Source organism: Fontimonas sp. SYSU GA230001 (genome assembly GCF_040066175.1).
In the GTDB taxonomy this organism is placed as follows: Bacteria; Pseudomonadota; Gammaproteobacteria; order Nevskiales; family Nevskiaceae; genus Solimonas.
The window spans coordinates 59944-83030 of the sequence record NZ_JBEAAM010000006.1; the positions used below are offsets into that span (position 1 = coordinate 59944).

Here is a 23087-nt window from a genome sequence, read left to right on the forward strand (position 1 = left end):
CGGCTTCACGGCGGCGCCATCACCCATGGATACGGCAGCTGCAGGCGCACCTTCATCGCATCGGCGAAGCGCTGCGCTTCGGCCTGCGTGCGCAGGCCGGCGACGACGAGGCGATAGCGCATCCGGCCTCCGTGTGGATACGCTTGGACGGTCGCTGCATAGCCCTGCTCGGACAGCCGCTGCGCCTTGTCGTGGGCACGGCTCTCCTGCGCGTAGGACACCAGCGAAACGCGGTAGCGGCCGTCGGCGTACAGCGCCGGCAGGTCGTCGCGCAGATCGGTCTGCGGCACCCACTGCGCCAGCTCGGCGGGTGGTGCCGGCGCGATCGGCGGCGCTGGCTTTCCGCGCGGCACGTAGTAGTAGCTCAAGGGCCGATCCATGCGTCGCACCGGTTCACCCGGACTGGACACATCGATTCGGCCCTCGATCAGGCAAACCAGGTCGCGCTGCGCGTCGGACTTGCCCCAGACGTCCGTGCCACGGATGCCGACGGTGACGGTCGGACCGATGGCGACGTCCAGCTCGCGGCGCCGCAGCGCACCAATGGCGCTGGTCGTGAAACGGAATGCGCCTCTGAGCACCTTGAGTGCGCCCCTGAGCACACCGGTGTCGCTGCCGTCGTCCGCCTGCGCGAGTACCGGCACGGCGAAGTCCGCCTCCTCCCCCAGCTTGATGGTGCTGGCTTCGCGCAGGCCGATCTGCAGGCGGCCGCCGGTGCCGGTCTCGTAACGGTCGCCGGCCTGCAGGACATCGCCTGCGGCGAGCGCGCGTCGCGCACCGTCGCGCTCGACCCAGACCGGGGGCTGCAGCGCCGCCACGAAGGCGAGCGCCGGCTCGGCCGCGGGCGCGCTTGCGCAGATCCCGCACGCCAGCAGACACAGCGCAAAAGAGCCACGCATCGGCGCCCCCATCGTTCCTGTCGTCTACGTCACAGCCGCAGGCCCGGATTCACCCGGCGGCCCGGGCATACAGCGTCACCGGCTCGGCGAAACCTTTCAAGGCGACCGGCGCACGGGAATCGAATCCGTCCGGTCCACCCAGCTCGGCTGTGCGCGCATCGACCAGGACTTCACCGCTGGCCGCCGCTTCGCACAGGCGCGAGGCGAGGTTCACCGCCGAGCCGACGGCAGTGTATTCGAGGCGCGACGCCGAGCCGATCACGCCGACGGTGACGTTGCCGGTGGCGATGCCCACACCGATGCCCAGCGCATAGCCGGGACGGCTCCAGCGTGCGGTCAGTTCCAGACCCACTTCGCGGATGCGACTGCCCAGGGCCAGTGCGTGGCGTGCGTGGTCGGTGTCCGGCAAGGGCGCGCCGACCAGAATCAGGATGCCATCGCCGGCGAAGTCCTTGATCGTCGCGCCGAACGCGGCGACCTCGCGACCGACCGCGTCGTAGTACTCGCGCAGCACCGCAAGCACCTGGCTCGACGGATGCGCGGCCGCATAGGCGGTGAAGCCGCGCAGGTCGCAGGCGACGACCGAGATCTCGCGGCTGGTCTCGCGCATCGCCTGATCCAGGCCGCGCTCCGATACCAGGCGCGCGACCTGCGGCGACAGGAAGCGCGACATGAACTGGCCACGCTGACCCTGCAGCACGTGGTAGTGCACCGCGCCGATCAGGAAGATCACCTCGCCGACCGCCACGGCAATCGCCGCCTGCTGCAGCGGCAGCACGAAGCCGGAAACGAAGAACGGCGTGGCCAGCGCCATCGCGATCACGCGGATGGTCTCGCCGCGCTCGGGGCGGCGGTTGAGCAGCAGCACGATACCGACCAGGCCGGCCATCATCGCCAGCAGCACCGGCCCCATGAACATCCAGAAACCGGGCGACAGCATGATCAGCGGCTGTGCCGCTGCGCGGATGAAGTGCTCGTCGCGCACGTCGGGCCAGAACACGGAGAACAGTCCGTAGGCCAGGCCGGACAGCTGACCCGCGCGCAGCACGCGGTCGCCGAAGCGCGTGTTCCAGCCGGCCGCGACCGGCACCATGCGGCGCACGCGCAGGATCCACTCCAGCACGAAGAAGATCGACAGCATCTCGGGCACGGCGAGCAGGCCGGCCCACGACGGCGCAATCGACAGGTGCGCCGGTAGGACCACGTTGCCGAAGATCGAAAGGCCGATACACGCAAAGCCGCCGGCCAGCGCCCGCGAGGCCGGCGACTGGCGGTCCGCGGATAGGAATGCGATGCCGATGCCCAGCGCGATCAGCGAAACCAGCAGATGCGCGGTCAGATCCGGCGCCACGTTCGGGGCCGCGTTCATGGCCGCTTCGCGTCCTGCTCGAAGAGCTGCTCCAGTTCGCGCGCGGCGTCCTGCGCGGTCTGGATGAACAGCTTCTCGTCGTGGGCCACCGCCTGCTGGCGCTTGAGCGTCGCCTCGTCGTGCTCGCGGAACGTCTCGACGATGTGACGCGCCTCGTCCTCGCTGCTGCCCAGCGCCTGCAGCAGCTCGCGCGACATCTCCAGCGACGAAAAGAAGCTGCGGCGCACCACGTCCGTGATGCCGAGATCCATCAGGCGCAGGGCGTGCAGGCGGTTGACCGCAATCGCGAAGATGCGCAGGTTCGGGAAATGCCGGCGCACGACGCCGGCGACCTGCAGCGAAGCCTCGATGTCCGGGATCGTCAGCACGAACAGGCTGGCCTTGTCGGCATGCGCCGCGCGCAGCAGATCGAGTCGTCCGGCATCGCCGTAGAAGATCTTGTTGCCGAAGCGGCGCACGAAGTCCACCTGCTGCGAATCCTTGTCCAGCACGGTGAACGGGATGCGCTTGATGCGCAGGATGCGCGCGATGATCTGCCCCACCGGACCGAATCCGGCGATCAGCACCGTGCGCTCGGGGGCGTCGATCGTGTCATAGGACATCGCGGCATCCGGCCGCCGGACACGCGCCTGCGCCGCATACAGCAGCGGCGTGGCGATCATCGACAGCGTGACGACGACGACCAGCAGCGCCGCGGTCTGCGGGCTCATCACACCGGCGCCGACCGCGACGCTGAACAACACGAAGGCGAATTCGCCACCCTGCGCCAGCGCCGCCGCGTAGGCGCGACCGGCCGCCGGCGCCAGACCCGAGGCGCGGCCCAGCACATACAGAATCGAGGCCTTGGCCAGCATCAGTCCGGCAGTCAGTTCGAGGAGCAGCAGCGGATCGGCCAACAGCAGGCCGATGTCGGCCGACATGCCGACGGCGATGAAGAAGAGGCCGAGCAGCATGCCCTTGAAGGGTTCGATGTCCGCCTGCAGCTGGTGCCGAAACTCCGAATCGGACAGCAGCATGCCGGCCAGGAACGCACCGAGCGACATCGACAGTCCCGCGGCATCCATCGCCAGCGCGGTGGCGATGACGATCAGCAGCGCCGCGGCCGTGAACAGCTCGGGAGTCTGTACCGCGGCGACTGCGCGCATCAGCGGATGCACGACGTAGCGGCCGCTGAAGATCACCAGCGCGAAGGCGACGAGGATCTTCAGCGTCTGCCACCATCCAGACGCGGCATCGAGTTCGGCACTGCTCGCCAGCAAGGGCACCAGCGCGAGCATCGGAATCACCGCGAGATCCTGGAACAGCAGTGTGGCAAACGCGGCACGCCCGTGATGCGTGGCCAGCTCCTTGCGCTCGGCCAGCATCTGCAGCACGAAGGCGGTCGATGACATCGCCAGCCCCAGGCCGGCGACCGTCGCGGCGCGCCAGTCCACGCCGATCCACAGCACCACGACGAACAACAGCGCACCGGTCACGGCCACTTGCGCGCCGCCCAGGCCGAACACCATGCGGCGCAGCGTCCACAGGCGGCTCGGCTGAAGTTCCAGACCGACGATAAACAACAACAGCACGACCCCGAATTCGGCGAAGTGCAGGACGTCCTGCGTCCCGCCGATCAGGTTCAGACCGTGCGGGCCGATCGCGATGCCGGCGCTCAGGTAGCCGAGCACCGCACCCAGGCGCAAACGCAGGAACAGCGGGACGATCAGCACGGCCGCGGCCAGGAACAGCGCGATGTCAGCGAGCACGTGCCGGCTCCGGATCGAACCTAGACAATAAAAAGTATATAAAACATACAGATATCATTACATCCTCAACAATACGTTGAAGATGCTGGCGGTTTCCCGGACAATCGCCACGTTTCAAAATATCTACAGATATTCGAAGTGGCGGCGGTTGTTCACAGGATGGACGAACACAGCAAGTCCGAGCGCATCTTACAGCTGGTCCAGAAACGGGGCGTCCTGCGCCCCAAGGACCTGCTGCCGCACGGAATACAGGCGGAATACCTGCGCCGCCTGTGTGAGCGCGGACTGTTGAAGAAGCTCGGACGTGGGAGTTACGTCGCGGCACATTCCCGGCTGTCGCCCGACTTGGCCCTCGCCCTGGTCGCCCGCGCCGTGCCCAACGGCATCGTCTGCCTGCAATCGGCACTCGCGTTCCACGGACTCGCGGCGTTCGACATGGACGAGATCCACGTCGCGATCGAGCGGCGCGCCGCCAAGCCGAGGGTCGATTTCCCGGACATCCGCGTCGCGCGTCTGGGCGGCGCCGCCTTCACCGAGGGCATCGAGACCCACCAGCTGGAGAACGTCAAAGTCCCGATCTACAGCCTGGAGAAAACCCTGGCCGACCTGTTCAAGTTCCGCAACAAGATCGGTCCGCACATTGCGGTCGATGCCTTGCGCTCGGCGCTGGCCGAACGCGAGATCAATCTGCGCAAGCTGTGGCACTACGCCCGGCTGTGCCGGGTGGAGCGGGTCATGAAGCCCTACGTGGACGCCCTGCTGCCGCCATGACGGAACCAGGCCGGTGACGATGCGCCACTGGAACCTGCCGGTGCTTCTGCTGCCCGCCGTCGTCGCGGCACAGGAGCCGCCGGATCAGGTGGTCGGTCCGGAAACGCCGCCCGCGGCTGCAGAAGCGGCGCCCCCGGCACCAGCCCGGGTCCGCGGCGTGTTCGACAATCTGCGCCTGGACGCCGACCGCTTCACGCTGGTCAGCCAGACCCGCGGCCTGTCGTTCCACAAGCCGATGTACGCGATGCCGCTCACCTGGAGCCGCGAGTACGACGCGGAGACGACCGAGGTGCTGTTCCAGATCAGCCTGAAGCAGCGCCTTTTCAACCGCAACCTGTTCTTCGGCTACACCCAGCGCTCGTTCTGGCAGCTCTACAACGGCAACGACTCGCGGCCGTTCCGCGAAACCAACTACAACCCGGAGCTGTTCTATCGCTGGAAGCCGAACTGGGCCGAACTGCCGGGGCTGGGCTTCGACATCGGCGCCGACCACGAGTCCAACGGCAAGACGCTGCCCGACTCACGCAGCTGGAACCGCATCATCGGCGCCGCGTACTACGAGACAGCGGGCCTGCTGACGCACCTGCGGGTCTGGTACCGCATCCCCGAAGACGAGGGCCGGAGCCCGGCAGATCCGAAGCGCGACGACAATCCCGATATCACCGACTACTACGGCCATGGCGAACTGCGCGTGCAGATGAAGCTGGCCGGCGCTGCCAAGCATCAGCTCTCGCTGATGCTGCGCGGCAATGCAAGCACCGGAAAGGGCGCGATCGAAGCCGTGTACAGCATGCCGGCGTCGGACTATGCCTACTGGAACTTCTACGTCTGGAATGGCTACGGCGAGAGCCTCGCCGATTACAACCGCAGCATCACGCGGATCGGCGTCGGCTACATGCTGTCGCGATAGCGATCCTGGCCAGGCCACGGCCATCCGTGGCCGCCACCATCAAAAAGACGGGCGCCGCATGGGCGCCCGTCTTCGTTCACAGCCTGTCCTGACTTACGCTGCGCTCGCCTGCTCGGTCGCAGCCGCCGGCGCCGGCCGGTCAACCAGCTCGACATAGGCCATCGGCGCGTCGTCGCCGGCGCGGAAGCCGCAGTGCAGGATGCGCAGATAACCGCCCGGACGGGTCTTGTAGCGCGGCCCCAGCTCGTTGAACAGCTTCTGCACGGCATCGCGATCGCGCAGGCGCGAGAACGCCAGGCGGCGGTTGGCGACCGAGTCTTCCTTGGCGCGGGTGATCAGCGGCTCGGCGAAACGGCGCAGCTCCTTGGCCTTGGGCAGCGTGGTCTTGATCAGCTCGTGCTGCAGCAGTGCGACGGTGATCGCCTGCATCGTGGCCTTGCGGTGGGCGCTGGTGCGGCCGAAGGTACGGCCCGAAATCTTGTGGCGCATGGGTCAGTTTCCTTGAATCGGATCAGGCCGAAACCTTCGGCGACGACCAGTTGTCGAGCTTCATGCCGAGATCGAGATCGTGCGCCTTGAGCGCTTCCTTGATCTCGTTGAGCGACTTCTTGCCGAGGTTCGGCGTCTTCATCAGCTCCATCTCGGTGCGCTGCACCAGATCGCCGATGTAGTAGATGTTCTCGGCCTTGAGGCAGTTGGCCGAACGCACCGTCAGCTCCAGATCGTCGATCGGGCGGAACAGGATCGGCGAGAGATCCTTCTTGCCCGGGGCCAGCGCCGCCTGCGCGGCCTCGGCTTCCAGATCGACGAACACCGACAGCTGATCGCGCAGGATGCGCGCGGACAGGCGCACGGCCTCGGCGGCATCGACGCTGCCGTTGGTATCGACATCGAGAATCAGCTTGTCGAGGTCGGTGCGCTGCGCGACACGCGCGCGCTCGACGCTGTAGCTGACACGGCGCACCGGGCTGTACGAGGCGTCCAGCTTGAGCACGCCGATGCCGCGGGTCTCTTCCTCACGCACCGCGCTCACCGCCGGCACGTAGCCGCGGCCGCGCGTGACCTTCAGGGTCATGTTCAGCTTGCCACCGGTCAGGTGCGCGAGCACCAGGTCCGGGTTGACGATCTCGACGTCGTGGTCGAGCGCGATGTCCGCCGCGGTGACCACGCCCTTGCCCGACTTCTCCAGGCGCAGGGTCGCCTCGTCGCGTGCGTGCAGGCGCACGGCGATGTTCTTGATGTTGAGCAGGATGTCGAGCACGTCCTCCTGCACGCCTTCGATGGCGCTGTACTCGTGCACCACGCCTTCGATCTGCACTTCGGTGATCGCGGCGCCGGGGATCGACGACAGCAGGATGCGGCGCAGCGCATTGCCCAACGTATGTCCGAAGCCCCGCTCCATCGGCTCCAGCGTGACGCGCGCACGATTCGGCGACAGCGTCTCCACCTCGATCTGACGCGGCTTGAGGAGATCGGCAACTACGTTCATGAAAAACCTCGCTTGAAGCGATGAATTGATGCGCGGCGGTCGGGCCACGCACGGCGTCGGCCCGAACCGCCGGAGTCAGTGCAGCCCCGCGGGCAGCACCGACGTTATTTGGAGTACAGCTCGACGACCAGCGCCTCGTTGATGTCGGGCAGGATCTGGTCGCGCGTCGGCACGGACTTGTAGGTGCCCTTGAGCCCCTTCTCGTCCACCTCGATCCAATCGGGCAGGCCGATCTGCGCAGCGATCGACAGGGCCTCGGCGATGCGCGACTGGTTCCTGGCGCCCTCGCGGATCGAAACGACATCGCCGACCTGCACCTGGTACGACGGCACGTTGACCGGCTTGCCATTGACCAGCACGCCCTTGTGGCCGACCAGCTGGCGGGCCTCGGCGCGCGTGCGCGAGAAGCCCATGCGATAGACGACGTTGTCCAGCCGCGATTCCAGGAGCTGCAGCAGCATCAGACCGGTCGCGCCCTTGCGCGCGGCGGCCTTCTTGTAATAGTTGCGGAACTGGCGCTCGAGCACGCCGTACATCTGCTTGAGCTTCTGCTTCTCGCGCAGCTGCAGGGCGTAATCCGACAGACGCGTCTTCGCGGCGCCATGCTGACCCGGGCGGGTCTCCATGTTGCACTTGCTGTCGATCGCGCGGGCGCGCGACTTGTGCAGCAGATCCGTGCCGGCGCGACGCGACAGCTTGCACTTGGGTCCAATGTAACGAGCCATTTTCGTTGTCCTCGCGTTAGACGCGGCGGCGCTTGGGCGCGCGGCAACCGTTGTGAGGGATCGGCGTCACGTCCGTGATGCTGGTGACCTTGATGCCGGCGGCATTGAGCGCGCGCACGGCCGACTCACGGCCCGGCCCCGGCCCGTTGACGCGGACTTCGACGTTCTTCACGCCGTGCTCCATCGCCGCCTGCGCGGCCTTGTCCGCAGCGACCTGCGCAGCGAACGGCGTGGATTTGCGCGAACCCTTGAAGCCGGCCGCACCGGCCGTACTCCACGCCAGAGTGTTGCCCTGACGGTCGGTGATCATGACGATGGTGTTGTTGAAGGATGCGTGAATATGCGCCACCCCGTCGGTGACGTTCTTCTTGACCTTCTTGCGCTTGGCCGCTGCGGCTGCGGTGTTGGTCGGCGTTGCCATGGATCGATCTCGGGATGATTACACTTTCTTCTTGGCCGCAATGGTCGCGCGGCGGGGGCCCTTGCGGGTGCGCGCGTTGGTGCGCGTGCGCTGGCCACGGACCGGCAGGCCGCGCCGATGGCGCTGCCCGCGGTAGCAGCCCAGGTCCACCAGGCGCTTGATGCTCATCGACACCTCGCGGCGCAGATCGCCCTCGACGGTGTACTTGCCGACCTCGGCGCGCAGCCGATCCAGCTCGCCCTCCGTCAGCGTGCGGATCTGTGCCGTCGGGTCGATACCCGCAGCGGCGCAGATCTTCTTGGCGCGCGTCGCGCCGATGCCATAGATCGCCCGCAGGGCGATGACGGTGTGCTTGCGATCCGGGATGTTGACGCCCGCGATACGTGCCATAGTCGAAACCTCAGCTCAAACCCGCGCGGAAAAGCCGGGTATTGTAGTGAAACCTGTCGAATCCTTCAAATTCCAAATGTTTCTGCCATCCCTGGCGCGACTTCGTGCGCTTCGGCGAAGCCCGGGGCAGCCATCCTTGACTGCCGGTGATTCGCCACGCGAAGCAGGGCTTCGCAAGCGCAGCGAATCACCCCTGCCGCTGCTTGTGGCGCGGGTCGGTGCACAGCACGCGAACCACCCCGTTGCGGCGGACAACCTTGCAATTGCGGCACATCTTCTTGACCGAAGCCCGGACTTTCATCGCTTCAACCTCATCAATTAATCGGATCTGCGGCCGGCCTTCAGCGGCCCGGCACTCCGCTCAGTGTTTTCAGATTGGCCTTCTTCATCAGGCCCTCGTACTGGTGCGACATCAAATGGGCCTGCAACTGCGCCATGAAGTCCATCACCACCACCACGGTAATCAGCAGCGAGGTACCGCCGAAATAGAACGGAATGCTCGGCACGAAGGAGCGCAGCACTTCCGGCGTCAGGCATACCGCCAGGATGTAGATCGATCCGATCACGGTCAGCCGGGTCAGCACCTGGTCGATGTACCGGCCGGTCATCGCCCCCGGCCGCACGCCCGGGATGAAGGCGCCCGACTTCTTCAGGTTCTCCGCCGTCTCGCGCGAGTCGAACACCAGCGCCGTGTAGAAGAAGCAGAAGAACACGATCAGCAGGCCGTAGAGCATCGTGTACAGCGGCTGGCCCGGGGCCAGCGCGTTCGAGATGCGCTGCAGCACACCGCCGCCGCCGCTGTCGTCGCCGAAAAACTGCACCAGCGATGCCGGGAACAGGATCAGCGACGACGCGAAGATCGGCGGAATCACACCCGACATGTTGATCTTCAGCGGCAGATGCTGCGTCTGCGCGGCGAACACCTTGCGTCCCTGCTGGCGGCGGGCGTGATGCACCGGGATCCGGCGCTGCGCGCGTTCCACATAGACGACCCCCCAAGTCACTGCCGCCACGAGTAGCAGCACGACGAGGACGGTGAACGCGCTGATCGAACCCTCGCTGACCAGCTGTGCCGTGCCCGCGAGCGCGCGCGGGAATCCGGCAACGATGCCGGCGAAGATGATCATCGAGATGCCGTTGCCGATGCCGCGTTCGGTGATCTGCTCACCCAGCCACATCAGGAACATCGTGCCGGTCACCAGCGACACGGTCGCGGTGAACACGAATGCGAAACCCGGATTGATCGCGATGCCCGACCGCTGCAACGCCAGCGCGGCGCCAAAGGACTGGAACAGGGCCAGAGCCAGCGTGCCGTAGCGCGTGTACTTCGTGATCTGCCGCCGGCCGGACTCCCCCTCCTTCTTCAGCTCCTTGAGCTGCGGAACCACCGCGGTCATCAGCTGCACGATGATGCTCGCCGAGATGTACGGCATCACGCCCAGCGCGAAGATCGACAGACGCTCGAGCGCGCCGCCGGAGAACATGTTGAACATGTCCAGGATCGAGCCACGGCTCTGGTTGAACAGCGCCGCGAGCTGCGCCGGATCGATGCCCGGCACCGGGATGTAGCTGCCGATGCGGAAGACGATGATCGCGCCCAGCAGGAACAGCAGGCGATTCTTGACTTCGCCCACTTTGCTGAGGTCCGGGATCATCGATCCGGCCGGCATGCCAGGTGCTTTCGCCATGTTTCTATTGCGAGGTCCGTATGTCCTGAGAGTCGGGGCGCTGGATGGCCCCGGCCGTCACATCGACGTCAATCGATACTGCCGCCGGCCGCCGTGATCGCCTCGCGGGCACCCTTGGTCACGAGCACGCCCTTGAGCGCCAGCTTGCGGCTCAGCGCGCCGGACTTGATGATCTTGGCGGTCTGGGCACTGGCCGACACCACGCCCTCGGCCTTGAGCGTCGCCAGATCGATCTCGGTCGCCTTCATCTTCTCCAGCTCGGACAGACGCACTTCCGCCGTCAGGCCGGCGAGCGGCGAGTTGAAGCCGCGCTTGGGCAGACGCCGCTGGATCGGCATCTGGCCACCTTCGAAGCCGAGCTTGTGGTAGCCACCCTTGCGTGCGTGCTGACCCTTGTGGCCGCGGCCGGCGGTCTTGCCCAGGCCGGAACCGATGCCACGGCCGACGCGAACCTTCGAGGTCTTGGCGCCCGCGGCCGGTTTGATGTCGTTCAGTTTCATATCTCGATTTCCGATTGCCGATTCCCGATCGCCGGGAGATCAGACTTCCTCGACCTTGAGCAGATACGACGCCTTGCGCACCATGCCCATGTTCTCCGGCGTAGCAGCAACGACGACGCTCTGGTGCATGCGCCGCAGGCCGAGGCCGTGGACGCAGTCCTTGTGGGTCTGCAGCTTCTTGGCGAGGCTGCGCACCAGCGTGAGCTTGACCTTCTTGGTGTCCGTCATGACCGTGTCCACCGATTAACCGAGAATCTCTTCGACCGTCTTGCCGCGCTTGGCGGCGATCTCCGACGGCAGGCTCATGGCCGTGAGCGCGTCCATCGTTGCGCGCACCAGGTTGATCGGGTTACGCGAACCGAACGACTTCGCCAGGATGTTCTGCACGCCGGCAACCTCGAACACCGCGCGCATCGCGCCACCTGCGATCACGCCGGTACCGTCCGAGGCGGGACGCAGGAACACCTTGGACGCACCGTGCCGGCCCCAGATCTCGTGCTGAACGGTCAGCCCCTTGAGCGGAACGGTGACCATGCTCTTGCGCGCCTGCTCCATCGCCTTGGCGATCGCGGCCGGCACCTCGCGCGCCTTGCCGTAGCCGAAGCCGACGCGGCCGGCACCGTCGCCGACGACCGTCAGCGCGGTGAACGCGAACTGCTTGCCACCCTTGACGGTCTTCGACACGCGATTGACCGCGACCAGCTTTTCCTTCAGCTCGGTGCCGGACTGCGCTTCGTCGTAGTTCATCTGCTGGTTTGCCATGTCTTAGAACTCCAGGCCGCCTTCACGCGCGGCGTCGGCCAGCGCCTTGATGCGGCCGTGAAACTTGAAGCCAGCGCGGTCGAAGGCGACCTTGCTGATGCCCTTGGCCTTTGCCCGCTCGGCGATCGCGGCGCCGATCTTCTTGGCGGCATCGACGTTGCTGGTGCTGCTCAGACCGGCCGACAGCTCCTTCTCGACGGTCGAAGCGGAGACGAGGGTCTGGGCGGCGTCCGGCGCGATGATCTGCGCGTAAATGTGCTGCGACGTGCGGTGCACGGCCAGGCGATGCACGCCGAGCTCGCGGATGTGTGCGCGCGTGCGGCGGGCGCGGCGCAGACGGGTCAGCTTCTTGTCTTTCATGGCAGCTCTCGATTACTTCTTCTTGGCTTCCTTCATCACGACCTTCTCGGTCGAGTAACGCACACCCTTGCCCTTGTACGGTTCGGGCGGACGGAAGCCGCGGATGTCGGCCGCAACCTGGCCGACCATCTTCTTGTCGGCGCCCTTGACGAGGATTTCCGTCTGGCTGGGCGTCTCCACCGTGATGCCGTCCGGGATCGGATACTCGATCGGATGCGAAAAGCCGAGGCTCAGGTTGAGCTTCTTGCCCTGTGTCGCGGCGCGGTAACCGACACCGACCAGAGTCAGCTTCTTCTCATAACCCTTGGACACGCCGATCACCGCATTGTTGAGGATCGCGCGGGTCGTACCGGCGGCCATCGCGTTGGCCTTGACCGAATCGGCGCTGATGGTGGCCACATTGCCGTTCACGTCGATCTTCACCGACGCCGGGATGTTGACCGTAACGGATGCCTTCGCACCCTTGACCGTCAGCTGGCCATCGGCCGTGCTGACCTGCACGCCGGCCGGCAACTGTACCGGCATCTTTGCTACGCGGGACATTTCTTCCGTCTCCTTATGCGACGACGCAGATGACTTCGCCGCCCTGCCCGGCCGCCCGCGCCTTGCGGTCGCTGACGACGCCACTGGGCGTCGAGACGATCGCGACGCCGAGGCCGCCGAGCACCTTCGGCAGCTCGTCCTTGCCCTTGTACACGCGCAGCGACGGCCGCGAGATGCGCTCCAGGCGCTCGATCACGGGCTTGCCCTCGAAGTACTTCAGCGTCAGCGTCAGCGTCTTCTTGGCGCCGTCGGCGATGACGCTGAAATCGGCGATGTAGCCTTCTTCCTTCAGCACGGCGGCGATGGCTTCCTTGACCTTCGACGAAGGCACGGTCACCTGCTTCTTGCGCGCCTGCTGACCATTGCGGATGCGGGTCAGGAAGTCGGCGATCGGATCAGTCATGCTCATGTTCTAGTCCCTGTTACCAGCTCGCCTTCTTCAGGCCCGGGATTTCGCCCTTCATGGCGGCTTCGCGCAGCTTGTTGCGGCCGAGCTTGAACTTGCGGTACACGCCGCGCGGGCGGCCGGTCAGCTCGCAGCGCGAGCGCTGACGCGCCTTGCTCGAGTCGCGCGGCAACTTCTGCAGCGAGACGACGGCGGCGTCCTTCTCTTCGATCGAAGCCGTCGTGCTGGAGATGATCTCCTTGAGCTTCGCGCGCTTGTTCGCGTAACGCTTGGCGAGGCTCGCGCGCTTCTTCTCGCGTTCGATCATGCTGGTCTTGGCCATGGTCTACTGCCTCACTTGCGGAACGGGAAGCTGAATGCGTCGAGCAGCGCCTTGCCCTGCTCGTCGGTCTTCGCCGTCGTGGTAATGGTGATGTTCATGCCGCGCAGCGCATCGACCTTGTCGTAGTCGATCTCCGGGAAGATGATCTGCTCGGTGATGCCGAAGTTGAAGTTGCCACGGCCGTCGAAGCCGCGCGCCGAGATGCCGCGGAAGTCGCGGATGCGCGGCAGCGAGATGCTGATCAGGCGCTCCAGGAATTCGTACATGCGCTCCCGGCGCAGCGTCACCTTGACGCCGACCGGGTAGTTCTCGCGGACCTTGAACGCCGCGATGGCGATGCGCGTCTTGGTCACGACCGGCTTCTGGCCGGCGATCGCCGTCATGTCGGCAACGGCGTTCTCGATGACCTTGCGGTCGGTCGTCGCCTCGCCCACGCCCATGTTCAGCGTGATCTTGGTGATACGCGGCACTTCCATGGGCTTGAGGCCCAGTTTCTTGCCGAGCTCCGGCGCGATCTTCTCGCGATAAAGGGTTTGCAGATTGGCCATGATTGACTGCCCTTAACCGTCCACCAGTTCCTGGCTGGACTTGAAGACACGCACCTTGCGGCGCTTCTCGCCTTCGCCCTCGAAGCGGAAGCCGACGCGATCGCCCTTGCTGGTCTTCGGATTCCAGAGCATCACGTTCGACACGTCGAGCGGCATCTCCTTCTCGACGACGCCACCGGCGATGCCGGCATTCGGATTCGGCTTCTGGTGCTTCTTGGCGACGTTGACGCCTTCGACGACGAGCTTGCCGTTCGCCAGGACCTGCGACACCTTGCCGCGGCGCCCCTTGTCCTTGCCGGCGATGACGACGATCTCGTCGCCCTTGCGGATCTTGTTCATTCCCGTGCCCCTTACAGAACTTCCGGAGCCAGCGACACGATCTTCATGAACCGGTCGCGCAGTTCGCGCGTCACCGGCCCGAAGATGCGGGTGCCCAGCGGCTCCAGCTTGTTGGACACCAACACCGCGGCGTTGCTGTCGAAACGGATCACCGACCCGTCGGCGCGCTTGATCGGGAACTTGGTGCGAACGACGACGGCGTCGTGCACCTCGCCCTTCTTGACCTTGCCGCGCGGGATCGCGTCCTTGACGGTGACCTTGATGAGATCGCCCACGCCGGCATAGCGCCGGTAGGTCGAACCCTTGACCTGAATAACCTGCACCACGCGCGCGCCACTGTTGTCGGCGGCCACCAGATAGGATTCCTGCTGGATCATGGCGTCAGGCTCCGGCGGATTGCTGCTGCAGCGCGCTCGCCTTCTGCAGAACCTCGACCAGCCGGAAATGCTTGGTCGCGGACAGCGGACGCGTCTCGACGATGGCGACCAGATCGCCCTCGTTGCACTCGTTGTTCTCGTCGTGCGCGCGCAGCTTCGTCGAACGGCGCAGCATCTTGCCGTAGACCGGATGGCGCTCGCTGCGTTCGACGAGCACGGTGATGGTCTTGTCGGCCTTGTTGCTGACGACGCGGCCGACGATGCGGCGCTCGGTCTTCTTTTCGGTCTGTTCGCTCATCACGCCTTCACCTGCTGGGCCATGACGGTCTTCAGACGCGCGATCTTCTTGCGCACGTCCTTGACCAGATGGGGTTTGCCACCCTGGCCGGTGGTCTGCTGCATGCGCAGGTTGAACTGCTCCTTGCGCAGCGCCGCCAGTTCCTCGCCGAGCGCCTTCGCGTCCTTGCCGCGCAGGGCCTTGATGTATTCCTGGGCCTTCATCACATGATCGTCCGGTTGACGAACGAGGTCTTCACCGGCAGCTTCGCAGCCGCCAAGCGGAAAGCCTCGCGCGCGGTGGTCTCGTCCACCCCTTCCATCTCGTACAGCACCTTGCCGGGCTGCACCTTCGCAACCCAGTACTCGACGTTGCCCTTGCCCGAACCCATGCGGACTTCGAGCGGCTTCTTGGTCACCGGCACGTCCGGGAAGATGCGGATCCAGACCTTGCCGCCGCGCTTGATGTAGCGCGTGATCACGCGGCGCGCGGCTTCGATCTGGCGCGCGGTGATGCGGCCGGGCTCGGTCGTCTTCAGACCCCACTCGCCGAAGCTGACCTTGTTGCCGGTCAGCGCCAGGCCGGTGTTCGTGCCTTTACGTTGCTTGCGGAATTTCGTTCGCTTGGGCTGCAGCATTGCAGTCTTCTCCGTCTTTAGGCCGCAGCGGCCTCGGCGGCCTCGTCCTTACGATCATGGCGACGGTCGCCGTCGAACACTTCGCCAGTGAACACCCACACCTTGACGCCGATCACGCCGTAGGTCGTGCGTGCTTCGCCGACCGCGTAGTCCACGTGGGCGCGCAGCGTGTGCAGCGGCACGCGGCCTTCGCGATACCACTCGGTGCGCGCGATCTCGGCGCCGTTCAGGCGGCCGCCGACCTGGATCTTGATGCCGCCGGCGCCGATACGCATTGCGTTCTGCACCGCGCGCTTCATCGCACGGCGGAACATGATGCGGCGCTCGAGCTGCTGCGCGACCGAGTCGGCAATCAGCTTGGCATCGAGTTCCGGCTTGCGGATTTCCTCGACCGAGAGGTGCACCGAATCGGCCTTGAGCCCGATGATCTTGGCGACCTCCTGCTTGAGCTTTTCGATGTCCTCGCCCTTCTTGCCGATGACGATGCCGGGGCGCGCGGTGTGGATCGTGACGCGCGCGGACTTCGCCGGGCGGTCGATCTGGATGCGCGACACCGACGCCTGCGCCAGCTTCTTGCTCAGGAACTCGCGCACCGCCATGTCCTTGAGCAGCGTATCGCCGTAGGCGCCGCGCTCCGCGTACCAGTTCGACGTCCACTTGGTGGTGACGCCGAGGCGGAACCCGTTCGGATTGACTTTATGACCCATGGCTTCAGTTCCCGTCGCTGACGCGGATGGTGATGTGCGAAGTCGGCTTCACGATGCGATCCGCCCGCCCCTTGGCGCGCGGCATGATGCGCTTGAGCACCGGCCCCTGATCGATGAAGATCTCGGCGACCTTGAGTTCATCGACATCGGCGCCGTGGTTGTTCTCGGCGTTGGCGATGGCCGACTCCAGCACCTTGCGGATGACCTTGGCCGGCTTGCGCGTCGAGAACTTGAGGATGTTCAGCGCCTCATCGACCTTCTTGCCGCGCACCAGATCGGCGACCGGACGCGCCTTCTTCGGCGACAGGCGGACGAACTTGAGGATGGCTTGCGTCTGCATGGCGGGCCTCACTTGGTCGCCTTGTCGGCCGCGTGACCCTTGAAGGTCCGCGTCGGCGCGAACTCGCCGAGCTTGTGGCCGACCATGTTGTCGGTGATGAACACCGGCATGTGCTGCTTGCCGTTGTGCACCTGAATGGTCAGGCCGACGAAATCGGGCGTGATCATCGAGCGGCGCGACCAGGTCTTGATCGGCTTCTTCACGCGCTGCGAGGCCATCTCCTCGACTTTCTTCGCGAGGTGGTGGTCCACGAACGGACCCTTCTTGACGGAACGCGACATGTCGTTACCTGCTTACTTCTTCGAGTGGCGGCTGCGCACGATGAACTTCTGCGTGCGCTTGTTCTTGCGGGTCTTGAGGCCCTTGGTCTGCTGCCCCCAGGGCGTCACCGGATGCGGGTTGCCCTGACCGGAGCGACCCTCGCCACCGCCGTGCGGATGATCGACCGGGTTCATGACGACACCACGCACCGTTGGGCGGATACCCTTCCAGCGCATGGCGCCGGCCTTGCCGTACTGGCGCAGGTTGTGCTCGTTGTTGCTGACTTCGCCGATGGCGGCACGGCACTCACCGAGCACCTTACGCATCTCGCCCGAACGCAGGCGGATCGTCACGTACTGGCCTTCGCGGGCGACCAGCTGCACGCTGGCGCCGGCGGAACGCGCCAGCTGGGCGCCCTTGCCGGGGCGCAGCTCGACGCAATGGATCGTCGAACCGACCGGGATGTTGCGCAGCGGCAGCACGTTGCCCGGCTTGATCGGCGCGTCCGTACCGGACTGCAAGACGTCACCCTCGGCGACACCGCGCGGCGCGATCACGTAACGGCGCTCGCCGTCGGCGTAGCACAGCAGCGCGATGTGCGCCGAACGGTTCGGATCGTACTCGACGCGCTCGACCTTGGCCGGAATGCCGTCCTTGGTGCGCTTGAAATCGACCAGACGATAGTGCTGCTTGTGACCGCCGCCCTTGTGGCGCGTGGTCATGTGGCCATTGTTGTTGCGTCCACCCGTGGACTTCTGGCTCTCCAGCAGCGCAGCGTGCGGCGCACCCTTCCAAAGGCCCGGCGTCACCACCTTGACCTGGTGGCGCGTGCCCGGCGACGTCGGCTTCAGTTTGACCAATGGCATGGTCCGTATCCTCTCAGTTCGCCGCGCCGGCCAGGAAATCGATCTCCTGACCCTCGGCGAGCGTGACGTAAGCCTTCTTCCAATCGGAGCGCTTGCCTTCGAAGCGGCCAAAGCGCTTGTTCTTGCCCTTGACGTTGAGCGTGCGCACGTCGTTCACCTTGACGTTGAACAGCTGCTCGACGGCGCTCTTGATTTCCGGCTTCTCGGCGTCGCGGGCGACCTTGAACACCGCCGTGTTGGCCTTTTCGGCCACGCGCGTGCTCTTTTCCGAGATCACGGGACCTAGAATGACCTGGTGCAGGCGATCGGTCGCGGTCTTGTACTTGCTCATTGCAGCCAGGCCTCCAGCTTCTTGACCGCGTCCGCCGTCATCAGCACCTTCTCGTGGCTGAGCAGCACGACCGGATTGATCGCTTCGACGTCGCAGACGGCGACGTGCGGGATGTTGCGGGCCGACAGGAACAGGTTCTTGTCCAGCTCGCCGGTGACGATCAGGATGTCGTCGGCCGACATCGACTTCAGACGCTCGACCAGGGACTTGGTCTTGGGCGCATCGACCGGGAACGACTCCGCGACGATCAGGTGTCCCTGACGGTTGAGCTCGGCGACGATCGAGCGGATGGCGCCGCGGTACATCTTGCGGTTGACCTTCTGCGAGAAATCGCGCGGCACGGCCGCGAAGGTCTTGCCGCCGCCGCGCCACAGGGGCGAGCGGATCGAGCCGGCGCGCGCGCGGCCGGTGCCCTTCTGCTTCCACGGCTTCTTGCCGCCGCCGGAAACCATCGCCTTGCTCTTCTGCGCCTTGGTGCCGGCGCGGCCGCCCGCGAGGTACGCGGTCACGACCTGGTGAATGAGCGGCTCGTTGTACTCGGCGCCGAAGACGGCGTCCGATACCGAAAGCTTGGCGGTGCTGTTGTGCAGTTGAATATCCATTGCCGTTTTTCCCCAGTGAGCCTTACGCCTTCACCGTGGGGCGCACGATGACATCGCCATTCGTAGCGCCCGGCACAGCCCCCTTGACCAGCAGGAGGTTGCGTTCCGTATCGATCTTGACCAGGTCGAGATTCAGCGCCGTCACACGGTCGGAGCCCATGTGGCCGGCCATCTTCTTGCCCTTGAACACGCGGCCGGGGCTCTGACGTTGACCGATCGAGCCAGGGGCGCGGTGCGAGAGCGAGTTGCCGTGCGTCGCGCGTCCGCCGCCGAAATTCCAGCGCTTCTGCACGCCCGCAAAGCCCTTGCCCTTGGAGACGCCGGTGACATCCACGGCCTTGACGCCGTCGAACGCACCGACCTTGATCTCCGAACCGGCCTGCAGGTCCGCACCCTCGTTGTCGTCGAGGCGGATCTCCCACAGTCCGCGGCCGGCCGCAACGCCAGCCTTCTTGTAAATGCCCGCCTGCGCCTTGCTCAGGCGGCTGGCCTTCTGCTCACCGACGGTGACCTGCACCGCGCGGTAACCATCGTTCTCGACGGTCTTGACCTGAGTCACGCGATTGGGCGTGCACTCGATCACCGTCACCGGAATGGCAGTGCCGGTTTCCGTGAAAACCCGGGTCATGCCGGCCTTGCGGCCCACGATTGCGATCGTCATGTCCGCCTCCTCAATTCAGCGAGATCTGGACTTCGACGCCCGCGGGCAGGTCCAGCTTGGAGAGCGCGTCCACGGTCTTCTCCGTGGGATCGACGATCTGCATGAGCCGCTTGTGCGTACGAATCTCGTACTGGTCGCGCGCATCCTTGTCGGCGTGCGGCGAAACGAGAACGGTGAAACGTTCCTTGCGCGTGGGCAGCGGGATCGGCCCGCGCACGACGGCACCGGTGCGCTTCGCGGTCTCAACGATCTCCTTCGCCGACTTGTCGATCAGGCGGTGGTCGAACGCTTTGAGCCGGATGCGAATAGATTGGCTGGTCGCGGCCATGCTGTGTCTTCCGGATTAAAGAGCGTGGAACAAAAGGGGCGCGAATTCTATTCGCGCCCCTGCGAAAAGTAAAGCTCGAAACGTCAGGCGAGGATCTTGGTGACGACGCCGGCGCCGACGGTGCGGCCGCCCTCGCGGATCGCGAAGCGCACGCCCTCTTCCATCGCGATCGGGCTGATCAGCTCCACCGTCATCTGCACGTTGTCACCAGGCATCACCATCTCCTGCTTGATCTCCACGGACCCCGTCACGTCCGTCGTGCGGAAGTAAAACTGCGGACGGTAGCCCTTGAAGAACGGCGTGTGACGTCCGCCCTCTTCCTTCGTCAGAACGTACACCTCGCCCTCGAACTTCGAGTGCGGGTTGATCGAGCCAGGCTTGCACACCACCTGCCCGCGCTCCACGTCTTCCTTCTTCGTGCCGCGCAGCAGAAGCCCCACGTTGTCGCCCGCCTGCCCCTGGTCCAGCAGCTTGCGGAACATCTCCACGCCCGTGATCGTCGTCTTCTGCGTCGGACGGATGCCGACAATCTCGACTTCCTCGCCCACCTTGATCAGACCACGCTCGATACGACCCGTCACCACCGTGCCGCGGCCCGAAATCGAGAACACGTCCTCGATCGGCAGCAGGAACGGCTTGTCGATCTCGCGCTGCGGCTCCGGAATCCACGTGTCCAGCGCAGCGTACAGCTCTTCCAGCTTCGCCACCCACGCCGGATCGCCCGCGATCGCCTTGGTCGCCGAACCACGGATCACCGGCGTGTTGTCACCGTCGAAACCGTACTTGTTCAGCAGGTCGCGAACTTCCATCTCGACCAGGTCCAGCAGCTCGGCGTCTTCCACCAGATCGCACTTGTTCAGCCACACCACGATCTTGGGCACGTTCACCTGCTTGGCCAGCAGCACGTGCTCGCGCGTCTGCGGCATCGGACCGTCCACCGCCGACACCACCAGAATCGCGCCGTCCATCTGCGCAGCCCCCGTGATCATGTTCTTCACGTAGTCCGCGTGCCCAGGGCAGTCCACGTGCGCGTAGTGACGGTTCGCCGTCTCGTACTCCACGTGCGAGGTCGCAATCGTCAGAATCTTCGTCGCGTCACGACGACCCTGCGACTCCGACGCCTTCGCCACCTGGTCGTACGGCACGTACGTCCCACCAAACTTGTCCGCAGACACCTTCGTCAGTGCCGCAGTCGTCGTCGTCTTGCCATGGTCCACGTGCCCGATCGTCCCCACGTTCACGTGCGGCTTCTTGCGTTCAAACTTTTCCTTCGACATCGCTCTCTACCTCGGTTGTAGGGCGGGGGTTGCCCGCCGTCGATCAATCGGCGGCCGCAGCCGCCCTACGGGTTAACTGAATCAGGACTTCTTGGTCAGCGCCGCGATCACGTTCGCCGGCGCCTCCTGGTACTTCTTGAACTCCATCGTGTATGTCGCGCGGCCTTGCGACATCGAGCGCAGCTGCGTCGAGTAACCGAACATCTCGGACAGCGGCACCTCGGCCTTGATGATCTTGGCGCCGTAGTTGTCCTCCATGCCCAGGATGACGCCACGGCGCCGGTTGAGGTCGCCCATGACATCGCCCATGTAGTCTTCCGGCGTCTCCGCCTCGACCGCCATGATCGGTTCGAGGATCACCGGATTGGCCTTGGCGGCGCCCTCCTTGAAGCCCATGCTGCCGGCGATCTTGAAGGCCATTTCGTTGGAGTCGACGTCGTGGTACGAGCCGTCGAACACCGTGACCTTCACATCGACGACCGGGTAACCGGCGACGACGCCGTTCTTCATCGCCTCCTGGATACCCTTGTCGATCGCCGGGACGTACTCCTTTGGAATGACGCCGCCGACGATGGCGTTGACGAACTCATAGCCCTTGCCCGGCTCCTGCGGCTCCAGGCGCAGCCAGCAATGACCGTACTGGCCGCGGCCGCCGGACTGACGGACGAACTTGCCTTCGGCCTCGACCGACTTGCGGATGGTTTCGCGGTAGGCCACCTGCGGCGCGCCGACGTTGGCCTCGACCTTGAACTCGCGCTTCATGCGATCGACGAGGATTTCCAGGTGCAGCTCGCCCATGCCAGAGATGATCGTCTGCCCGGTTTCCTCGTCGGTCTTGACGCGGAACGACGGATCTTCCTGGGCCAGCTTGTTCAGCGCAATGCCCATCTTTTCCTGGTCGGCCTTGGTCTTGGGCTCCACGGCCTGGCTGATCACCGGCTCGGGGAACTCCATGCGCTCCAGCACGACCGGCTTGTCGGCCGCGGCCAGCGTGGTACCCGTATAGACTTCCTTGAGTCCGACGCAGGCGGCGATGTCACCGGCGCGCACTTCCTCGATCTCGTCACGGTTGTTCGCGTGCATCTGCACCAGACGGCCGATGCGCTCCGACTTGCCGCTGCGCGAGTTGTAGACGCTGTCGCCCTTCTTCAGCACGCCGGAATAGACGCGGATGAAGGTCAGCTGACCGACGAAGGGGTCGGTCATGATCTTGAAGCCCAGCGCCGAGAACGGTTCATCGTCGGACGCGTGACGTTCGACCGGCTGCTCGGTGTTGGCGTCGATGCCCTTGATGGCAGGCACGTCCACCGGCGACGGTAGGAACTCGACGACGGCGTCGAGCATCCGCTGCACGCCCTTGTTCTTGAACGCCGAACCGCACAGCATCGGGACGATCTCGAGCGCGATCGTGCGCTGACGCAGTGCCGCCTTGATCTCCGCCTCGCTGAGGTCGCCCTCCTCGAGGTACTTGTTCATCAGCTCTTCCGAGGCCTCGGCCGCGGACTCGACCATCTTCTCGCGCCACTCCTTGGCGAGGTCGAGGAGGTCGGCCGGGATGTCGGTGTAGTCGAACTTCATGCCCTGGGACGCCTCGTCCCAGATGATCGCCTTCATCTTGATCAGATCGACCACGCCCTTGAAGTTTTCCTCGGCACCGATCGGAATCACGATCGGCACCGGGTTGGCACGCAGCTTCTCCTTCATCTGGCGATAGACCTTGAAGAAGTCGGCGCCGGTGCGGTCCATCTTGTTGACGAACGCCAGGCGCGGCACGCCGTACTTGGTGGCCTGGCGCCACACCGTCTCCGACTGCGGCTGTACGCCGCCGACCGCGCAGTACAACATGCAGGCGCCATCGAGCACGCGCATCGAACGCTCGACTTCGATCGTGAAGTCCACGTGTCCCGGCGTGTCGATGATGTTGATGCGGTGCTGCTCGAACTGATTCGCCATTCCGCGCCAGAACGTCGTCGTGGCCGCGGAGGTGATGGTGATGCCGCGCTCCTGCTCCTGCTCCATCCAGTCCATGGTGGCGGCGCCATCATGCACTTCGCCGAGCTTGTGGTTCACGCCGGTATAGAACAGGACGCGCTCGGTCGTCGTGGTCTTGCCGGCGTCGATGTGCGCGGAGATGCCGATGTTGCGGTAGCGCTCGATGGGCGTCGTGCGGGGCATAGGAGAACTCGGTGAAAGGGCGTCAGGGCCGCGGGACTCAAGCCCTGCGGCCCGGCCC

At 65.3% G+C, this 23087-nt stretch carries 35 protein-coding genes; 2 read left to right on the forward strand and 33 right to left on the reverse strand.

Annotated elements, in window-relative coordinates; genetic code table 11:
- Positions 1-5: 5 nt before the first annotated feature.
- From AAG565_RS03650 to AAG565_RS03660, 3 genes are read right to left on the reverse strand one after another with little or no spacing between them, the layout of a single operon-like run.
- Positions 6-899, reverse strand: a complete 894-nt coding sequence (locus AAG565_RS03650; RefSeq protein ID WP_348818196.1) for an SPOR domain-containing protein — start codon at positions 897-899, stop codon at positions 6-8.
- Between the two features lie 49 nt (positions 900-948).
- The gene (locus AAG565_RS03655) at positions 949-2268 is read right to left on the reverse strand and encodes an adenylate/guanylate cyclase domain-containing protein (protein ID WP_348818197.1); all 1320 of its coding nucleotides are present in this window, start codon (positions 2266-2268) and stop codon (positions 949-951) included.
- The gene (locus tag AAG565_RS03660; protein WP_348818198.1) at positions 2265-4016 is read right to left on the reverse strand and encodes a monovalent cation:proton antiporter-2 (CPA2) family protein; all 1752 of its coding nucleotides are present in this window, start codon (positions 4014-4016) and stop codon (positions 2265-2267) included. Before AAG565_RS03660 ends, AAG565_RS03655 begins: the two co-directional genes overlap by 4 nt.
- A 159-nt stretch (positions 4017-4175) precedes the next feature.
- Between AAG565_RS03660 and AAG565_RS03665 the strand changes: the two genes are divergently transcribed.
- Both AAG565_RS03665 and AAG565_RS03670 read left to right on the forward strand, forming a co-directional pair.
- Entirely contained in the window at positions 4176-4787 is a 612-nt protein-coding gene (locus AAG565_RS03665; protein ID WP_348818199.1) for a type IV toxin-antitoxin system AbiEi family antitoxin domain-containing protein, read from the forward strand.
- A gap of 19 nt (positions 4788-4806) precedes the next feature.
- Positions 4807-5697 carry a phospholipase A gene (locus AAG565_RS03670; protein WP_348818239.1) on the forward strand — a complete coding sequence of 297 codons (891 nt, stop codon included), beginning with the start codon at positions 4807-4809 and terminating at the stop codon, positions 5695-5697.
- Between the two features lie 93 nt (positions 5698-5790).
- Here AAG565_RS03670 and rplQ read toward each other — a convergent pair whose 3' ends face one another.
- From rplQ to fusA, 30 genes are all read right to left on the reverse strand, one after another.
- Complete coding sequence (gene rplQ, locus AAG565_RS03675) at positions 5791-6186, reverse strand: 50S ribosomal protein L17 (RefSeq protein WP_348818200.1); 396 nt, start codon at positions 6184-6186, stop codon at positions 5791-5793.
- A 22-nt stretch (positions 6187-6208) separates the two neighbouring features.
- A complete protein-coding gene (rpoA, locus tag AAG565_RS03680; protein ID WP_348818201.1) occupies positions 6209-7186 on the reverse strand; it encodes a DNA-directed RNA polymerase subunit alpha in 978 nt (325 codons plus the stop codon).
- Positions 7187-7290: 104 nt separating this feature from the next.
- On the reverse strand, positions 7291-7911 hold the full coding sequence (gene rpsD, locus AAG565_RS03685) for a 30S ribosomal protein S4 (protein WP_348818202.1): 621 nt from the start codon (positions 7909-7911) through the stop codon (positions 7291-7293).
- Between the two features lie 16 nt (positions 7912-7927).
- Positions 7928-8332, reverse strand: a complete 405-nt coding sequence (rpsK, locus tag AAG565_RS03690) for a 30S ribosomal protein S11 (protein WP_348818203.1) — start codon at positions 8330-8332, stop codon at positions 7928-7930.
- A gap of 18 nt (positions 8333-8350) precedes the next feature.
- Positions 8351-8722, reverse strand: coding sequence for a 30S ribosomal protein S13 (gene rpsM / locus AAG565_RS03695; protein WP_348818204.1), 372 nt, complete (start codon positions 8720-8722; stop codon positions 8351-8353).
- Positions 8723-8909: 187 nt separating this feature from the next.
- On the reverse strand, positions 8910-9023 hold the full coding sequence (gene rpmJ / locus AAG565_RS03700) for a 50S ribosomal protein L36 (protein WP_348818205.1): 114 nt from the start codon (positions 9021-9023) through the stop codon (positions 8910-8912).
- Positions 9024-9063: 40 nt separating this feature from the next.
- On the reverse strand, positions 9064-10410 hold the full coding sequence (gene secY, locus AAG565_RS03705) for a preprotein translocase subunit SecY (protein ID WP_348818206.1): 1347 nt from the start codon (positions 10408-10410) through the stop codon (positions 9064-9066).
- Between the two features lie 68 nt (positions 10411-10478).
- Positions 10479-10910 (reverse strand): 50S ribosomal protein L15, encoded by a 432-nt coding sequence (rplO, locus tag AAG565_RS03710; protein WP_348818207.1) that lies wholly within the window; start codon positions 10908-10910, stop codon positions 10479-10481.
- Between the two features lie 39 nt (positions 10911-10949).
- The gene (gene rpmD / locus AAG565_RS03715) at positions 10950-11138 is read right to left on the reverse strand and encodes a 50S ribosomal protein L30 (RefSeq protein WP_348818208.1); all 189 of its coding nucleotides are present in this window, start codon (positions 11136-11138) and stop codon (positions 10950-10952) included.
- A gap of 15 nt (positions 11139-11153) precedes the next feature.
- A complete protein-coding gene (gene rpsE / locus AAG565_RS03720) occupies positions 11154-11657 on the reverse strand; it encodes a 30S ribosomal protein S5 (RefSeq protein WP_348818240.1) in 504 nt (167 codons plus the stop codon).
- Between the two features lie 18 nt (positions 11658-11675).
- Positions 11676-12032 carry a 50S ribosomal protein L18 gene (gene rplR, locus AAG565_RS03725; RefSeq protein ID WP_348818209.1) on the reverse strand — a complete coding sequence of 119 codons (357 nt, stop codon included), beginning with the start codon at positions 12030-12032 and terminating at the stop codon, positions 11676-11678.
- A 12-nt stretch (positions 12033-12044) separates the two neighbouring features.
- Entirely contained in the window at positions 12045-12575 is a 531-nt protein-coding gene (gene rplF, locus AAG565_RS03730) for a 50S ribosomal protein L6 (protein WP_348818210.1), read from the reverse strand.
- 13 nt (positions 12576-12588) lie between these two features.
- Positions 12589-12984: a 30S ribosomal protein S8 gene (rpsH, locus tag AAG565_RS03735; RefSeq protein WP_348818211.1), complete on the reverse strand. Its 396-nt coding sequence runs from the start codon at positions 12982-12984 to the stop codon at positions 12589-12591.
- A gap of 13 nt (positions 12985-12997) precedes the next feature.
- Positions 12998-13303 (reverse strand): 30S ribosomal protein S14, encoded by a 306-nt coding sequence (gene rpsN, locus AAG565_RS03740; RefSeq protein WP_348818212.1) that lies wholly within the window; start codon positions 13301-13303, stop codon positions 12998-13000.
- Positions 13304-13314: 11 nt separating this feature from the next.
- A complete protein-coding gene (rplE, locus tag AAG565_RS03745) occupies positions 13315-13851 on the reverse strand; it encodes a 50S ribosomal protein L5 (RefSeq protein ID WP_348818213.1) in 537 nt (178 codons plus the stop codon).
- Positions 13852-13863: 12 nt separating this feature from the next.
- The gene (rplX, locus tag AAG565_RS03750; RefSeq protein ID WP_348818214.1) at positions 13864-14190 is read right to left on the reverse strand and encodes a 50S ribosomal protein L24; all 327 of its coding nucleotides are present in this window, start codon (positions 14188-14190) and stop codon (positions 13864-13866) included.
- Positions 14191-14201: 11 nt separating this feature from the next.
- Positions 14202-14567, reverse strand: coding sequence for a 50S ribosomal protein L14 (gene rplN / locus AAG565_RS03755; RefSeq protein WP_348818215.1), 366 nt, complete (start codon positions 14565-14567; stop codon positions 14202-14204).
- A 4-nt stretch (positions 14568-14571) separates the two neighbouring features.
- Positions 14572-14865: a 30S ribosomal protein S17 gene (gene rpsQ / locus AAG565_RS03760; protein WP_348818216.1), complete on the reverse strand. Its 294-nt coding sequence runs from the start codon at positions 14863-14865 to the stop codon at positions 14572-14574.
- On the reverse strand, positions 14865-15068 hold the full coding sequence (gene rpmC / locus AAG565_RS03765) for a 50S ribosomal protein L29 (protein WP_348818217.1): 204 nt from the start codon (positions 15066-15068) through the stop codon (positions 14865-14867). Before rpmC ends, rpsQ begins: the two co-directional genes overlap by 1 nt.
- A complete protein-coding gene (rplP, locus tag AAG565_RS03770) occupies positions 15068-15481 on the reverse strand; it encodes a 50S ribosomal protein L16 (protein ID WP_348818218.1) in 414 nt (137 codons plus the stop codon). The genes rpmC and rplP overlap by 1 nt, the downstream gene beginning before the upstream one ends.
- Before the next feature lie 17 nt (positions 15482-15498).
- Positions 15499-16188 (reverse strand): 30S ribosomal protein S3, encoded by a 690-nt coding sequence (gene rpsC / locus AAG565_RS03775; RefSeq protein WP_348818219.1) that lies wholly within the window; start codon positions 16186-16188, stop codon positions 15499-15501.
- A gap of 4 nt (positions 16189-16192) precedes the next feature.
- A complete protein-coding gene (gene rplV, locus AAG565_RS03780) occupies positions 16193-16528 on the reverse strand; it encodes a 50S ribosomal protein L22 (RefSeq protein ID WP_348818220.1) in 336 nt (111 codons plus the stop codon).
- 8 nt (positions 16529-16536) lie between these two features.
- Positions 16537-16809, reverse strand: coding sequence for a 30S ribosomal protein S19 (gene rpsS, locus AAG565_RS03785; RefSeq protein ID WP_348818221.1), 273 nt, complete (start codon positions 16807-16809; stop codon positions 16537-16539).
- A gap of 12 nt (positions 16810-16821) precedes the next feature.
- Positions 16822-17655: a 50S ribosomal protein L2 gene (gene rplB, locus AAG565_RS03790; RefSeq protein WP_348818222.1), complete on the reverse strand. Its 834-nt coding sequence runs from the start codon at positions 17653-17655 to the stop codon at positions 16822-16824.
- A 13-nt stretch (positions 17656-17668) separates the two neighbouring features.
- Positions 17669-17986, reverse strand: a complete 318-nt coding sequence (gene rplW / locus AAG565_RS03795) for a 50S ribosomal protein L23 (protein ID WP_348818223.1) — start codon at positions 17984-17986, stop codon at positions 17669-17671.
- Positions 17983-18588, reverse strand: coding sequence for a 50S ribosomal protein L4 (gene rplD, locus AAG565_RS03800; protein WP_348818224.1), 606 nt, complete (start codon positions 18586-18588; stop codon positions 17983-17985). Before rplD ends, rplW begins: the two co-directional genes overlap by 4 nt.
- Positions 18589-18610: 22 nt before the next feature.
- Positions 18611-19249, reverse strand: coding sequence for a 50S ribosomal protein L3 (rplC, locus tag AAG565_RS03805; protein WP_348818225.1), 639 nt, complete (start codon positions 19247-19249; stop codon positions 18611-18613).
- 10 nt (positions 19250-19259) lie between these two features.
- Positions 19260-19577 carry a 30S ribosomal protein S10 gene (gene rpsJ, locus AAG565_RS03810; RefSeq protein WP_348818226.1) on the reverse strand — a complete coding sequence of 106 codons (318 nt, stop codon included), beginning with the start codon at positions 19575-19577 and terminating at the stop codon, positions 19260-19262.
- Between the two features lie 83 nt (positions 19578-19660).
- Entirely contained in the window at positions 19661-20854 is a 1194-nt protein-coding gene (gene tuf, locus AAG565_RS03815) for an elongation factor Tu (RefSeq protein WP_348818227.1), read from the reverse strand.
- Between the two features lie 81 nt (positions 20855-20935).
- Complete coding sequence (gene fusA, locus AAG565_RS03820) at positions 20936-23029, reverse strand: elongation factor G (protein ID WP_348818228.1); 2094 nt, start codon at positions 23027-23029, stop codon at positions 20936-20938.
- Positions 23030-23087 lie beyond the last annotated feature (58 nt).